This window comes from Nocardia alba NBRC 108234 (assembly GCF_001612665.1).
Lineage (GTDB): Bacteria > Actinomycetota > Actinomycetes > Mycobacteriales > Mycobacteriaceae > Nocardia > Nocardia alba.
On the sequence record NZ_BDAX01000011.1, the window covers coordinates 24,279 to 39,347 of the forward strand.

General features: G+C 67.9%; 13 protein-coding genes. 8 read left to right on the forward strand and 5 right to left on the reverse strand.

Going from position 1 to position 15,069, the window contains the following annotated elements; translation table 11 throughout:
- Positions 1–142: 142 nt before the first annotated feature.
- Positions 143–4,405: a bifunctional nitrate reductase/sulfite reductase flavoprotein subunit alpha gene (locus NA12_RS13755; RefSeq protein ID WP_067449823.1), complete on the forward strand. Its 4,263-nt coding sequence runs from the start codon at positions 143–145 to the stop codon at positions 4,403–4,405.
- 10 nt (positions 4,406–4,415) lie between these two features.
- On the opposite strand, the gene NA12_RS13760 is transcribed toward NA12_RS13755, so the two are convergent.
- Positions 4,416–5,462 (reverse strand): aldo/keto reductase, encoded by a 1,047-nt coding sequence (locus NA12_RS13760; protein ID WP_067449825.1) that lies wholly within the window; start codon positions 5,460–5,462, stop codon positions 4,416–4,418.
- Between the two features lie 82 nt (positions 5,463–5,544).
- On the opposite strand from NA12_RS13760, the gene NA12_RS13765 reads away from it, so the two are divergent.
- On the forward strand, positions 5,545–6,177 hold the full coding sequence (locus tag NA12_RS13765; RefSeq protein ID WP_067449827.1) for a TetR/AcrR family transcriptional regulator: 633 nt from the start codon (positions 5,545–5,547) through the stop codon (positions 6,175–6,177).
- Between the two features lie 69 nt (positions 6,178–6,246).
- Here NA12_RS13765 and NA12_RS13770 read toward each other — a convergent pair whose 3' ends face one another.
- Positions 6,247–6,837 (reverse strand): TIGR03086 family metal-binding protein, encoded by a 591-nt coding sequence (locus tag NA12_RS13770; RefSeq protein ID WP_067449828.1) that lies wholly within the window; start codon positions 6,835–6,837, stop codon positions 6,247–6,249.
- A gap of 180 nt (positions 6,838–7,017) precedes the next feature.
- On the opposite strand from NA12_RS13770, the gene NA12_RS13775 reads away from it, so the two are divergent.
- On the forward strand, positions 7,018–7,260 hold the full coding sequence (locus NA12_RS13775; protein ID WP_067449831.1) for an Rv3202a family protein: 243 nt from the start codon (positions 7,018–7,020) through the stop codon (positions 7,258–7,260).
- A gap of 88 nt (positions 7,261–7,348) precedes the next feature.
- Here NA12_RS13775 and menD read toward each other — a convergent pair whose 3' ends face one another.
- The 3 genes from menD to NA12_RS13790 form a co-directional block, all read right to left on the reverse strand.
- The gene (gene menD, locus NA12_RS13780) at positions 7,349–8,980 is read right to left on the reverse strand and encodes a 2-succinyl-5-enolpyruvyl-6-hydroxy-3-cyclohexene-1-carboxylic-acid synthase (protein WP_067449833.1); all 1,632 of its coding nucleotides are present in this window, start codon (positions 8,978–8,980) and stop codon (positions 7,349–7,351) included.
- A gap of 261 nt (positions 8,981–9,241) precedes the next feature.
- Positions 9,242–9,499 (reverse strand): hypothetical protein, encoded by a 258-nt coding sequence (locus NA12_RS13785; protein ID WP_067449835.1) that lies wholly within the window; start codon positions 9,497–9,499, stop codon positions 9,242–9,244.
- Positions 9,500–9,863: 364 nt separating this feature from the next.
- A complete protein-coding gene (locus NA12_RS13790) occupies positions 9,864–10,310 on the reverse strand; it encodes a DUF6918 family protein (RefSeq protein WP_067449837.1) in 447 nt (148 codons plus the stop codon).
- A gap of 142 nt (positions 10,311–10,452) precedes the next feature.
- On the opposite strand from NA12_RS13790, the gene NA12_RS13795 reads away from it, so the two are divergent.
- From NA12_RS13795 to NA12_RS13815, 5 genes are all read left to right on the forward strand, one after another.
- On the forward strand, positions 10,453–11,346 hold the full coding sequence (locus NA12_RS13795; protein ID WP_067449901.1) for a 1,4-dihydroxy-2-naphthoyl-CoA synthase: 894 nt from the start codon (positions 10,453–10,455) through the stop codon (positions 11,344–11,346).
- Positions 11,347–11,359: 13 nt separating this feature from the next.
- Positions 11,360–11,752: a VOC family protein gene (locus tag NA12_RS13800; protein ID WP_067449840.1), complete on the forward strand. Its 393-nt coding sequence runs from the start codon at positions 11,360–11,362 to the stop codon at positions 11,750–11,752.
- Positions 11,753–12,029: 277 nt separating this feature from the next.
- Entirely contained in the window at positions 12,030–13,154 is a 1,125-nt protein-coding gene (gene menE, locus NA12_RS13805; RefSeq protein ID WP_067449842.1) for an o-succinylbenzoate--CoA ligase, read from the forward strand.
- A gap of 94 nt (positions 13,155–13,248) precedes the next feature.
- On the forward strand, positions 13,249–14,235 hold the full coding sequence (locus NA12_RS13810) for an ATP-binding cassette domain-containing protein (RefSeq protein ID WP_067449903.1): 987 nt from the start codon (positions 13,249–13,251) through the stop codon (positions 14,233–14,235).
- The gene (locus tag NA12_RS13815) at positions 14,232–15,056 is read left to right on the forward strand and encodes an ABC transporter permease (protein WP_067449844.1); all 825 of its coding nucleotides are present in this window, start codon (positions 14,232–14,234) and stop codon (positions 15,054–15,056) included. The genes NA12_RS13810 and NA12_RS13815 overlap by 4 nt, the downstream gene beginning before the upstream one ends.
- Positions 15,057–15,069: the final 13 nt, after the last annotated feature.

Sequence of the window (15,069 nt, forward strand, 5' to 3'; positions counted from 1 at the left end):
CGCACAGCCCGGAATGCGCCCTGATCAGGGCTGATATTCGAGCGGCGACCTCACCGTCGAGATTTTGACTTGTGAGGTCGATTGTCATCTGGAGATAACGTTCGGTAAATCGAGCGCAACGACAGATGCGGATGATCGAGTCATGACAGGGGAAGCGGACAGCCGCGACACGGACACTGTGCGTACACAGTGCTCGTATTGTGGCGTCGGCTGCGGCATAAACGTCCAGACAAAGACTGATCAGTCTGGTACGCGGTTGATCGCGAAGGTCAGCGGCGACAAGCTGCATCCGGCGAACGCGGGCAGGCTGTGCACCAAGGGCGCCACCCACGCCGAGATGATGGCCGCGCCCGGCCGGATGGATACCGCCTACCGGCGCCCCGAACGCGGGCAGGTCCCGGTCCCGCTGCCGGTCGACGAGGCCGTGCACGAGACCGCCACCCGCCTGCGCGCGATCCTCGACGAGCACGGCCCCGACGCGATCGCCCTCTACGTCTCCGGGCAGATGTCGCTGGAAGCCCAGTACCTGGCCACCAAACTGGCCAAGGGCTACCTGCGGACCACCCACATCGAAGCCAACTCGCGCCTGTGTATGGCCAGCGCGGGCACCGGCTACAAACAGTCGCTCGGGGCGGACGGGCCGCCCGGTTCCTACGACGACTTCGAACACGCCGACCTGTTCCTGGTCACCGGCGCGAACATGGCCGACTGCCACCCGATCCTGTATCTGCGCATGGCCGAGCGACTCAAGGCGGGCGCCAAGCTGATCGTGGTCGACCCGCGCCGCACCGATACCGCCGCCCGCGCCGACCTGTTCCTGCAGATCGCGCCCGGTACCGACCTCGCCCTGCTCAACGGCCTGCTGCACCTGCTGGTCGCCGACGGTGCGATCGACACCGATTTCATCGCCGAGCACACCGAGGGCTGGGACGCGATGCCCGCGTTCCTCGCCGACTATCCCCCGGCCCACGTCGCCGCGCTGACCGGGCTGGCCGAGGCCGACATCCGCACAGCGGCCACGATGATCGCCGAAGCGGGCGAGTGGATGTCGCTGTGGACGATGGGACTCAACCAGTCCACGCACGGCACCTGGAATACCAATGCCCTGGTGAACCTGCACCTGGCGACCGGCGCGATCTGCCGACCGGGCAGTGGTCCCTTCTCGCTCACCGGCCAGCCCAATGCCATGGGTGGCCGCGAGATGGGTTACATGGGCCCCGGTCTGCCCGGGCAGCGCAGCCTGCTCTCCCCCACCGACCGGACGTTCGTCGAAACCGCCTGGGATCTGCCAGACGGAACCCTGCGCACAGAGTCGGGCCCCGGCACCATCGAAATGTTCCGCGGGCTGGCCGAGGGTGAGATCAAGGCCGCGTGGATCATCTGCACCAATCCCGTGGCCACCGTGGCCAATCGCAAAACGGTGATCGCGGGTCTCGAGGCGGCCGAGTTGGTCGTCGTGCAGGACTCCTACGCCGAGACCGCGACCAACGCCTACGCCGACCTGCTGCTGCCCGCCGCGCTGTGGGCCGAAGCCGACGCGGTGATGGTGAATTCGGAGCGCAATGTCACGCTGCTGCGGCAGTCGGTCGAGCCGATCGGCGACGCGCGACCGGACTGGCTGCTGATCGCCCAGGTCGCCACGGCCATGGGGTTCCCCGGGTTCGACTTCGCGACCAGCGCCGAGGTGTTCGCCGAACTGCGGCAGTTCGCCAATCCCGCCACCGGCTATGACCTGAGCGGCATGAGCTACGAGCGCCTGGCCGAGGGGCCGATGCAGTGGCCGTGCAATGACGCCGATACCCCGCGCAACCCGATCCGCTATGTCAACGACGGCACCCATCAGCCGCTGCACGTGGCGGCCGACGGCACCACCCCGCGACTCGCGTTCGCCACACCGAGCAGGCGCGCGGTGTTCTTCCCCCGCCCGCATATGCCCGCCGCCGAACTGCCCGACGACGATTACCCCTTCCTGCTCAATACCGGTCGGCTGCAACATCAATGGCACACGATGACCAAGACGGGCAAGGTCGCCAAGCTGACGAAGCTGAACGGTGAGCCGTTCGTCGAGGTCCATCCCGCCGACGCCGAGCGACTCGATCTGAAGCCGGGCGATCAGCTCGAGATCGCGTCGCGCCGGGGTCGTGCGGTACTGCCGGTGCGCATCAGCGACCGGGTGCGGCCTGATGATTGTTTTGCTCCCTTCCACTGGAATGACGAACAGGGCGAATATCTGACGATCAACGCGGTCACCAACGACGCGGTGGATCCGGCCTCGTTGCAGCCGGAGTTCAAAGCCTGCGCGGTGGCATTGCGCCGGGTCGGCCCGGCCGCCACCCCGGAACAAGCACCCCCGCGACCCGCACAGCTGCCGGCGCAACCGGCCGCGCATCCACTCGCCGGGATCCTCGGCCTCGACGCGGGCACCTCCCCCACGCTCAGCGAGACCGAGCGCATCTATCTCGGCGGGTACCTCGCCGCGCTGCAGTCGCTACCGGTGACCGGGCAGCCGGTGCTGCCGGTGAGCGCGCCGCTGTCGACACAGTCACGGCTGTGGGTCGACGGTCTGCTGGCCGGCATGTACTCCCGCAACGCGGGCGCCGCCGCCGAAAGCACCGACGACAGCCCCGCCTCCCACCCGATCACCGTCCTGTGGGCCTCCCAGACCGGCAATGCCGAAGAGCTGGCGGCCACCGTCGCGGCCCGCCTCTCGGAGGCGGGACTCACGCCGTCGTCGCTCGACATGGATTCGTGCGAGCTCACCTCGATCACCGGTGACGTCCTCATCGTCACCAGTACTTTCGGTGACGGTGGCCCGCCCGACAACGGCGCCGACTTCTGGACCAGGCTCGAAGACAGCATCATTCGCCTCAACGGTGTCCGGTACGCGGTGTTCGCGCTCGGTGATTCCTCCTACGACGACTTCTGTGGTCATGGCCGCAAGCTCGACACCCTGTTCGCCGAACGTGGTGCGAAGCGACTGCTGCCGCGAGTGGACAGCGAACCCGATTTCGCCGACACCGCCGACCAATGGCTCGATGACGTTCTGACCGCGATCACCAGCGGATCGCCCGACGACGGCGGCCCGACGGGCGCAGCTCCGCGAGATCGCGGCGCCGCGTTCGCCGGCGCGTCGAACGGCCGCGATTCGATCGGCACCAGCACCATTGCCCGGCAAGCCGATTCGGGCCCGGCGATGCCGTTGTCGGCAGGTCGCGGTGGAGCGGCCGTGCTCGACCGGCAACTCGCGCCTGCCCCCGCCCGAGCCAAGCGCGCCACCGCCGCTCCGTTCACCCGCCAGTCCCCGGTCCGCGCCACGCTGATGCGCAACGAGATCCTCAGCGCACCCGGCTCACCGAAGGAGGTGCGACGCTTCGGCTTCGACCTCCGCGACCTCGAGGCCGGGTACGAAGTGGGCGATTCGCTGGGCGTGCTGCCCGCCAACTGCCCCGACCTGGTCGACGAATGGCTCGCCTGCACCGGCCTCGACGGTCAGCGCGTGATCGAAGTCGACGACCGCGAACTCACACTCACCGATGCTCTACGCACTCACTACGACATCACCAAGGTGAGCCAGGATCTGCTCGGCTTCATCGGCGAGCGCAACCCACACCCGCAGCTGGCCAAACTGTTGCGCCGCGACAATCGCAACGAGCTCGCCTCCTACCTGTGGGACCGTCAGGCCGTGGACGTGCTGCGCGACTTCCCGGTGCGGACCGATCTCGTCGACTGGCTGGGTGCACTGAAAAAGCTGCAACCACGCCAATATTCGATTTCCTCCAGCCCGCTGACCACGCCCGACGAGGTGCAACTGACCGTCGGCATCGTCCGCTACGGCGATCCGGTGGGCGCCTCGGCGCGGCGGGGCGGGGTGTGCTCGACGTTCCTGGCCGACCGCGGCACCACCGAGGTGCCGATCTTTCTCCAGCGGGCGCCGCATTTCCGTCCGCCGTTGGACCCGAATGCCCCGATGATCATGGTGGGCCCGGGTACCGGTATCGCTCCTTTCCGCGGTTTCCTGCACGAGCGCCGGGCTTTGGGGGCGACCGGGCGCAACTGGCTGTTCTTCGGTGACCAGCACGCCGCCCAGAACTTCTACTACCGCGCCGAGCTGGAGGACATGTTCCGCTCCGGTTTCCTCACTCGACTGGACCTGGCGTTCTCCCGCGATCAGCGCGAGCGGGTCTATGTCCAGCACCGAATGATCGAGCACGGCGCCGAGTTGTGGTCGTGGCTGCGGGACGGCGGCTACTTCTACGTCTGCGGGGACGCCGCCCGGATGGCCAAGGATGTCGACGACACCCTGCTGCGGATCGCCCAGATCCACGGAAAGCTGGACGAGGCGGGTGCGCTGGCCTTCAAGAAGCAACTCGTCGCCGAGAAGCGGTACGTGCGCGACGTGTACTGACCCGACGCGCTCAGGCCGCCGCGCGGATCGCCGGCGGGTTGAGCCGGGCGAAGTCGGGCAGCCGGTGGTACGGGTAATACGGGTACGGGGGCGTCGTCGCGCTCGCCGCGTCGAGTGCGGCCACGTGTTCGGGGTCGAGCTGCCAACCGATGGCACCGAGGTTCTGACGCAGCTGCTCCTCATTGCGGGCGCCGATCAACACCGTGGCGACGGTGGGCCGGGTGAGCAGCCAGTTCAGCGAGATCTGCGGAACGCTGCGGCCGGTGTCGGCGGCGATTCGATCGAGCACGTCGACGACGTCGTAGAGCCGTTCGTCGTCGACGGGCGGGCCCGCCTGGGCCGTCTCGTGCAATCGGCTTCCTGCCGGGAGTGGTTGTCCACGGCGCACTCTGCCGGTGAGCCTGCCCCAGCCGAGCGGGCTCCAGATGATGGAGCCGATTCCCTGGTCGGCACCGAGCGGCATCAGTTCCCATTCGTAGTCGCGACCGACCAGCGAGTAGTAGACCTGGTGCGCCACCGGCTTTTCCAGGCCGAGAGCCTCGGCGGTGGCGAGCGTTTTCATCAGCTCCCAGCCGGCGAAGTTTGAGACACCGAGGTAGCGGATCTTGCCTGCCCGCACGAGATCATCCAGGGCCGTGAGTGTTTCCGCCAGCGGTGTGCCCGCGTCGAAGGCATGCAGCTGGAACAGGTCGAGGTAGTCGGTGCCGAGGCGGCGCAGCGAGGCGTCGACGGCGCGGATCAGCCTGGCTCGGCTCGAGCCCGCCTCGTCGGGGCCGGGACCGGTGGGGAGCGCCGATTTGGTCGACAGCAGCACCTGCTCGCGCCTGCCCTTGATCGCCGCGCCGAGTACCTCCTCCGACGCGCCGTCGGAATAGACATCCGCGGTGTCGAACAGGGTGACGCCGGCCGCCAAGCTGATATCGATCAAGCGTCTGGCCTGCGCGGCATCGGTATCGCCCCAGGCACTGAACAGCGCACCACGACCGCCGAAAGTGCCCGCGCCGAAGCCGAGTGCCGGAACGAGAAGACCAGATGCGCCGAGCCGCCGATATTCCATGAGAGCTCCTAAAGGGTCTATAGTTTCGTTAACACGGCCGACAGTACACCCGGTTCGCACTAAATGAAACAGGAGTTCCGTTATGGATCACGATATCGCTTGGCCGGGCTCTGTTCGGCCTGGTGGACGCACCGCCCGGGTGCGCGAGTCCGTCCTCGAGGTGGCCGGCGATCTGCTCGCGGATCGCGGATTCGCGCACCTCGACCTGACCGAAGTCGCCACCGGCGCCGGGGTAGGCAAGACGACCGTCTACCGCCGCTGGCGCACCCCCGCCGGTCTGGTGGCCGATCTACTCGTCGACATGGCCGAGCAGTCGCTACCCCGCGCCGACACCGGCTCGCTGCTGGAGGACCTGACCGCCAACGCCCGCCTGGTCGCGAAGACTCTCGCCGATGGCCGCCAGAGCAACCTCTTCCGTGCCGTCATCGCCGCCGCCACCTGCGACGATGCCACCGCCGCCGCCCTACACACCTTCTACGACACCCGACTCGACGAGTGGGCGCCGTGCGTCGAAGCTGCCGTCGCTCGGGGCGAGGCACCCGCGGGCACCGACCCGCGCACTGTTCTCTCGGCGGTCTCCGCACCGCTCTACTACCGATTACTGGCCAGCGGCGACCCGATCGACGACGATATCGCCGACCGGTCGGCGAGAGCGGCCACGATCGCCACCGTCGCGGGAACATTCGTCATCGGAGCACCCGGTCTCGGCGGCTGACATGACACCGCGGCCTGTCGCGCAGGACTGAGCGATAGAAGGTTCGCGACCCGTGGAGCCGATTACGGGCTACGCGACCGCGGGCGAGCGCCAGGCAGGATCGCGGCCGGTGAGGCCGAGCAGGCGATCGAACGCTGGTGCGTCGGCCGGGACCTCGATGACCGGCCCGAACAAGCCGGGTGTACCGACGGGGTCGGTATCGCGCAGGAACTCGTGCAGAACAGCCAGGTCAGCAGGAGTGACGGTCACCTGCTGACCTGTCGCGACGGCGAGATCCCAGGCGTGGATAGTGATCTCGTCGAGCGCGACCATCGCCATCACAGCGGCAGGCAACTCCACCCCACCGGCCTCGGTGTCGCCTTCCCACGCCTCGGCCGCCCGCCACTCGGATGTCAAAGCCGCCAGCTGCGCGGTGATGACGGTGCGCCACTGCGCGGGCAGCGGGCTGTCGGCGCCGCTGGGCGGCGGCGCCGAGTGACCCACCGACTCCTTCGTCGCGGCCTGGCGGAAGGCCTCGGTCAACCCGACCACGTGGGCGAGCAGATCGCGCACGGTGGACTCGGCGCAGGGTGTGGGGTTCGCGAGCTGAGCGTCGGCGATGCCGTCGACGACCGCGGCGAGCGATCGGGCGGCGGGTTCTAGATCGAACTGCGGTTCCATGAGCGCTCCTCATCCAGGGCAGGTTGTCTGCACTCATACAGACGACACCGTCGCCGCGAACTCATCGGCGCGGGTTGCCGCGCGCACGAGATCGGCGCACGCTGGACAGCGCAGGACCGATCAGCGCACATCACGTCCGAGGCTCGACCGATCGAGCAGGCCGACGAACGAGGAGCACCGATGATCGACGAATCCGCCCGCCCACTGGACGAGATCCCCGAGGCAGATCGCGTCGAGCAGGAACAGTCCGCCTTTCGCGATGACGACCCCGACGACCCCGCCTACACCGACGCGGACGAGATGGCGGCCGAGATCGCCCGTAACGCCTACACCGCGAATCCGGCGGACGTGATCGAACAGGCCGTCCCGGTCCCCTTCGACGAGGGCGGCGAGGAGTTCACCACCCCCACGACGACAGACTGATCGACGCCGGCGTCACACCGGCGGCGGCGAAGGGCGGCTGGTCGCGATCGGAGGTCGGCCGACTGACCGACCTCCCTGGACATCACAACTAGCCGGCGATCTTCGCCCGCAGACCCGCGTGCAGTTCACGCAGGCTGGACCGCTCGGTCGCGACCTCGAGCACCCGCAGCCCGTGCGTGTCGGCAGCTAATTCCACCGCCAATTCGGCGGGGTCGACCTGACGGTGCGGAATGCGGTACGCGGCACACAGCGCGGCCAGATCCATGCCGTGCGGTGTGCCGAAAACCCGCTCGAACACACCCGCGTACTGCGGATCGCCCTGCTCGAGCAGCTCGAAGATGCCACCGCCGTCGTCGTTGGCCACGACGATCGTGAGATTGTCCGGGCGCGGTTCGCCACGCCCGATCAGCAGGCCCGAGGCATCGTGGAGGAAGGTGAGGTCGCCCATCAGCGCCACGGTGCGACCCGGATGGGCCAGCGCGGCGCCGACGGCACCGGAGACCGTGCCATCGATCCCGGCGACGCCGCGGTTGGACAGCACCCGGATACCCGGGCGCGGATGCGAGACCAGAGCGGCGTCACGCACCGGGTTCGACGCGCCGAGCAGCAGCTGATCGCCTTCGCGCAAGGCATCCATGACCACGGCTGCCACGTGCAGACCGGTCGCCTTCGGGTGCACGGCCAGCTCGGCCCGCACCACCGATTCGGCCTGTTCGTTCAGGTGGGCGCAACGCGCCAGCCAGGCGGGCGCGGGTGTGCCGGTGGTCACCGCGCGCGTACCGGTTCCGACGACGTTGCCGGATACATCGGGCCAGCGCGGACCGGTGGTGAGCGCGAACACGGTGATGTCCGGATCGGCCAGCACGCGCGAGACCTGGCGGTGCAGGGTCGGACGTCCGGTGATGATCGCCTGGGTCGGCTTCAGCAGCGCCAGCGCGAGCGGATGCAGGGCGGGGCCGTGCATCGGCGCGGTCGGCTCGGCCACTGTCGGCAGCGCGGCGAGTTCGGGTAGCAGCCGGGCGCCGTGGCCGGAGATGACGACGGTATCGGGCGTCAGATCGATGTCGAGCGGCACGTCGAGCGTGGCGTACTGGGTTGCCGTCCACGGCCGTTCGCCCGCGCGGCCGAGGGGCAGCGGGTCGTCGGACAGCTCAGGGACCAGTGGCTCCCGCAGGGGGATGTCGAACTGCACCGGACCGGCGTTGCCGGAACGGGTTCCGCGCGCCGCGGCGAGTACCCGGCACACCGACGAGCGCCACACACTGTTCTGTCGCGGGTAGGCCGACTCCCCCGCTTCGGCTTCGGCCAGCCCGAGGCTGATCGTGGCGCGCACCTGCAAGCCGAACAGCCCGAGCTGTTCCACCGTCTGATTGGCGCCGGTGCCGAGCATCTCGTAGGGCCGGTTCGCGCTGACGACGATCAGCGGCACCCGCGCGTAGTTGGCCTCCAGCACCGCCGGGCCCAGGTTCGCCACGGCCGTGCCGGAGGTCATCACGACCGGAACCGGACGCCCCGACGACACCGCGAGACCGATTGCGAGAAATCCCGCGGTGCGTTCGTCGACGCGCATGTGCAGCCGCAGCTCGCCCGCCACGTCCGCCGCTTGCAGGGCGAAGGCCAGGGGCGCGTTGCGCGATCCGGGACACAGCACCACTTCGCGGACGCCGCCGCGAACGAGCTCGTCGACGACCACTCGAGCCTGCGCTGTAGACGGATTCACAATCACAGCCTGTCAGACCGGCGCGCACCCGTCTGCCCCCGGCCCGCGTTGCCTGCATCACCGATGCCCGGCGGCGTACCGATATTCGAACGCAAGATCAATTTCCGGAAAGCCGATCAGCTATCCCTCGGCCAGCGGAAAAATATATTCGCGAAATCGCAAAGAGAACAACAAGAGAAAGAAATCCGGCGACGAGCAGGGGCTCGCCGCCGGAGTTTCCGTCAACCCGCCGAAAGGCTGATCGAACGGGGATTCAGTCCACTACGCGGGCGCGGTGAGATCGTTGATGCCAATGATGGACTCGACGATGTTGAGGACCGCGGAGGTAGCGCTGTCGACAGCGGCGCTGCCCGACTCGAGCACACCCGAACCCGAGGACGAGCCGGTCAGCACGTCAGCCGAGCCCGTGGAAGCCTCGGCGGAGCCGGTGTCGGCACTCGCGATGGCGACGGGACCGAAGAACATGACAGCGGCGGTAGCGGCAGCACCGGTGGCGGCGAGGGTCTTGCGAGAGATCATGAGAGCAAATTTCCTTTCGACCTGTGCAATGCATTCACTGACAGCAATTCATCTTCCGAATCGCTTGATCGGCAACGTAACCGATGAGACCGGGTCGTTGTCAATCGCGAAGATGACGCACCTGCGATATGTCGAATTCGTGGCAACCCGTAATTTTCCCGCCGTTCACCGGAACGGTAATATTCCTCACATCCACCGCAACGGAATTTACCGCCGACCGGGAATCGATGTGTCCGCCGGCACCATCCACCCCGGGCGCGTGAGTGTGGTCACCCCGAACACGAAAAGGCCGGTGCGGTTCGGTTACCCGAACTCGCACCGGCCTCATCGGACGATCGCGGCGAGGGCTACCTCGCCGTACCGCTCAGCCCGCGTGCTTCTGCACCAGGTCGCCCACGCGCGGCAGTGCCTCGATGACGTGCTTCTTGGCCGAGCCACGCATCGACGAGTACACCTTCTTCAGCGCGGGCCGGGTGGACGACTCGGCACGGGCGTCGGTGACGGCCAGCAGCGACTCGGCGACCTGATCGGACTTCGCGGCCAGCAGGTCGGCGAAGGTGCCGGTGCCGGAGGCGGTGAATTCCGCCCAGTACGGCTGGAGCTGATCGAGCAGTTTCGGCGCCAGCGACGCGAGGCCGTCGGGAACGATGGTCGGGCTGATCTTCTTGACCGCCGCGTAGCCACCCTTCACAGCCAGGCCGGACGCACCACCTTTGTCCGAGACCTCGGCGTCGAGCACCTCGACGGCGTCAGCAAGGAAAGCTGGACGCTTGGCGTCGTCGAGCAGGGATTCAGACAGTGCTGCAACCACTTTCAGGTTCCTCCGGATCGGGTTCGATGTACGAGCAGGCGCCACTATACGCATCAGGTGCTCACAGTATGCGGCGACTGCTCTAGCTGCGGTGTTACGACCTCGTGCCGCGGAGTCCGAAGGTAGGGCAATAATCGTGGTCGTGACTTTCGATTCGAAGCTGTGGCAGCCCGTCCCCGGGTTCGAGGACCTGACCGACATCACCTATCACCGCCATATCGAGCAGGGCACGGTGCGGGTCGCGTTCGACCGGCCCGAGGTCCGCAACGCGTTCCGCCCCCATACCGTCGACGAGCTGTACCGCGCGCTCGATCACGCGCGGATGAGCTCCGATGTGGGCGCGGTCCTGCTCACCGGCAACGGTCCGAGCGAGAAGGACGGTGGCTGGGCGTTCTGCTCCGGCGGTGACCAGCGCATCCGCGGTCGCAACGGCTACCAGTACGCCGACGGCGAGACCGCCGACACCGTAGACGCGGCGCGCGCGGGCCGACTGCACATCCTCGAAGTGCAGCGGCTGATCCGATTCATGCCCAAGGTGGTGATCGCGCTGGTCAACGGCTGGGCGGCGGGTGGCGGCCACAGCCTGCACGTGGTGTGCGATCTGACCCTCGCCTCGCGCGAGCACGCGCGGTTCAAGCAGACCGATGCCGACGTCGGCTCGTTCGACGGCGGTTACGGCAGCGCGTATCTGGCCAAGATGGTCGGCCAGAAGTTCGCCCGCGAGATCTTCTTCCTCGGCAGGCCGTACACGGCCGAGGAGATGCACCAGATGGGTGCGGTGAACAAGGTCGTGGATCACGACGAGCTGGAGAATGTCGCGCTCGAGTGGACCGCCGACATCAACGGCAAATCGCCGCAGGCGCAGCGGATGCTGAAATACGCGTTCAACCTGCTCGACGATGGTCTGGTCGGTCAGCAACTGTTCGCGGGCGAGGCGACTCGCCTGGCGTACATGACCGACGAGGCGGTCGAGGGCCGGGACTCGTTCCTGGAGAAGCGCAAGCCCGATTGGACGCCCTACCCCTGGTACTTCTGAGAACGGACATCCCATGGAGATTCTCAACAGCCGGATCATTGTGCGGCCCAGCGATTATGGCCGCACGCTGGCGTTCTACCGTGACAGCCTCGGCTTGGCGATCGCGCGCGAGTACCCGGGCGGCACGGTGTTCTTCGCCGGGCAGTCGCTGCTGGAGGTCGCCGCGCACGGCGGCCGCGGGCAGTCCGGCGGCTTCGACGGCGCGATCTGGTTGCAGGTGCGCGATGTCGAGGACGCGGCGGCGGAGCTGGCGCTGAACGGGATCGCCATCGAGCGCGCGCCGGTGCTCGAGCCGTGGGGCCTGTGGGAGATGTGGGTGCGCGATCCGGACGGGATCGCGATCGTGCTGGTGCAGGTTCCCGCCGAACATCCGATCCGCCGGGATCCGCGTTGGTCGCCTGAATGAACGAATGGTGCCCGCGGTCGAGCCGAGTTGCCGATGACGGCTCGGCCGCGCACGATAGCTGCGAGCAAGCGCCCGACCGACGCCGTCCGGAGCGCGGTGCGAGTGGTATCCATCTACTGAATCGCAGTCGCTATGCCTGGCTTTCACGCCCCCTTTTCCAACAAACCGACCCGTTGGCCGGGTCTTGTCGGTCACATGACACGATCGAAGCCGTGAGGGCGCGCGGCAAGCTGTTTCCGGAGGTGGTGGGGTGAGTCGAACCCTGCGGACGCTGCAGATGCCGACCGGTTCCGGGATCAGCGAAGTGATGCCCCACCTGCGCCAAGCACTCGACGGCAGCGGCCCGGCGTGGTTACCGATTCCGACCACCGATCGTCGGGAGGCACGCAGGCTCTCCGACGCGCTCAAGCCGGGCGATCCGATCGATGACGACGTCGCGCTGGTCGTGACGACCTCGGGCACCACCGGTATCCCCAAGGGCGCACTACTCGGCGCGGCGGCACTGCGTGCCAGCGGCAATGCCACCCATGACCGGCTCGGAGGGCCCGGCAGTTGGCTGCTGGCGCTGCCGACCCATCACATCGCCGGTATCCAGGTGATGTTGCGCAGCATTCTCGCGGGCACCGAACCGACCGTGCTCGACGTGTCGGGTGGCTTCCTGCCCGAGGCGCTGGCCGGCGCGGTCGCCGCGATGCGCGGACCGCGACGCTATACCGCGCTGGTGCCGACACAGCTGATCAAGTCGCTGGATTCGCCGGTGGCGGCCAAAGCGCTCGCCGAACTCGACGGTGTCCTGGTCGGCGGTGCGGCCACGCCTGCTCCGGTGCTCGACCGGGCGCGTGACCTCGGTATCACGGTGGTGCGCACGTACGGGATGAGCGAGACCTGCGGCGGATGCGTCTACGAGGGCGTGCCGCTGGACGGCACCGAGGTGCGGATCGAGGACGGTCGCGTCATCCTCGGCGGTGCGATGATCGCGCGCGGCTACCGCAATCTGCCCGATCATTCGGCCTTCGCCGAGCCCGGCTGGTTCCGGACCGAGGACGCGGGCTCCTTCGAGGACGGTGTGCTCACGATCTCCGGCCGCCTCGACGAGGCGATCACGACCGGCGGACTGCTGGTGATTCCGCAGGTGGTGGAGGCCGTACTGGCCAACCATCCGGGTATCCGCGAATGCATCGTGCTCGGCCTGCCCGACGAACGGCTGGGCCAGCGGGTCGCGGTCGCGATCGTGCCGGCACCCGGTGCCGCGCCGACGCTGGACGAGATACGGGCCCATGTGATGGCCGAACTCGACTCGATCGCCGCACCGCGCGAACTGGCCGTGCTGGCCGAGATCCCCCTGCGCGGTCCCGGCAAACCGGACCGCGCGGCCCTGCGCCGGCTGCTGCTGGCCGAGTAGTCGGCCCGTGCGCTCGGCGAGATCTCGCTGACGCAAGTGGGGCCGACAGCGCCGTGCAAGAGGCGTGCAAGTCGGGTTGGGCACGGTGGTGCTCATGACTTACACACCCACTTCATCCCTCGCCGTCGAGGCGGACGGGCTGGTCAAGGTGTTCGGAAAGCAGCGGGCGGTCGACGGGGTGAGCCTGACGGTGCCGCGCGGCGCCGTCTACGGCGTGCTCGGACCGAACGGCGCGGGCAAGACCACGACCATCAAGATGCTGGCGACCCTGCTCCGCCCTGACGGCGGTAGTGCGCGGATCTTCGGCCGCGACGTCGTAGCCCAGCCGAACGCGGTGCGCTCGCTGATCGGTGTCACCGGCCAGTACGCCTCGGTCGACGAGGAACTCACCGCCACCGAGAACCTGATCATCTTCGCCCGCCTACTCGGCCTGAGCCGGGGCGATGCCCGACGCAAGGCCGTCGAACTGCTCGAGGAGTTCGACCTGGCCGAGGCCGCGTCCAAGCCGTTGAAGAACTTCTCCGGCGGCATGCGCAGGCGCCTCGACCTCGCCGCCAGCCTCATCTCCACGCCACCGTTGCTGTTCCTCGACGAACCGACCACCGGCCTCGACCCGCGCACTCGCGCGCAGATGTGGGACACCATCCGCAGGCTGGTCCGCGAGGGCGCGACAGTGCTGCTCACCACCCAGTACCTCGACGAGGCCGATCAGCTGGCCGACCGGATCGCCGTGATCGACCGGGGCAAGGTGATCGCCGACGGCACCGCCGACGAGCTCAAGGCCTCCGTCGGCGGCGCCTCGGTGCATCTGACCCTGGTCGACCCCGCCCAACTCGACGAGGCCCGTCGCATCGTGAGCGAATTCCTCGACGTGAGCGCGCAGGTCAGCCCCGAGGCGGGCAGGCTCACCGCGCCGCTGCCCGACCCCAACCTCACCGCCGACCTGCTGATCCGGTTGCGCGACCGGGAGATCGGGGTCGAGGAGATCACCGTGAGCAAGCCGACGCTGGACGAAGTCTTCCTCACCATCACCGGCCACCCGGCCGACGAATCCGACGACACCGAACGGAGCGCGGCATGACCGCAATTCTCACCGCTCCCACCACCATCGACGACCTCCCCGAAGCCAGCGACCGGATCGGTCTGCGCGAGACGATCTCGACCTCGTTCACCATGGCCTATCGGGGTCTGCTCAAGATCAAACACAATCCCGAACAGCTCTTCGACGTGACGGTGCAGCCGATCCTGTTCACCGCGCTGTTCACCTACATCTTCGGCGGCGCGATCTCGGGCAGCGTGTCCGGCTATCTGCCGGTGCTCATCCCGGGCATTCTCGTGCAGACCGTGGTGCTGACCTCGGTGGTCACCGGCACGCAGTTGCGCGAGGACATGGACAAGGGCGTGTTCGACCGCTTCAAATCCCTGCCCATCGCCCGGGTCTCGGCCCTGTCCGGTGCGCTGCTGGCCGATATGGTGCGCTACGCCATCGCCTCGACGCTGACCGTGCTGGTCGGGCTGTGCCTGGGCTACCGGCCCGGCGGCGGTCTGGTCGGCGTGGTCGCGGCCTGTCTGGTGGTGGTGGTGTGCTCGTTCGCCGTCAGCTGGATCTGGGCGCTGGTCGGCGTCACCGGCAAGAGCGCGGCGTCCGTGCAGGGCATCTCGATGATGGTGATGTTCCCGCTGACGTTCATGTCCGGCGCCTTCGCCCCGGTGAGCACCATGCCGGGCTGGATGCAGGGGCTCAACCACGTCAACCCGGTGTACTACATGGTCAACGCCTGCCGAGAACTGATGAACCACAACAACTACGGCACCGACCTCGTCTGGTCGCTGGTGGGCTCGCTGGTGGTGATCGCGATCTTCGCGCCACTGGCGGTGAAGGCCTACATGCGCCGCGCCTGAACAGTGCTCTCGT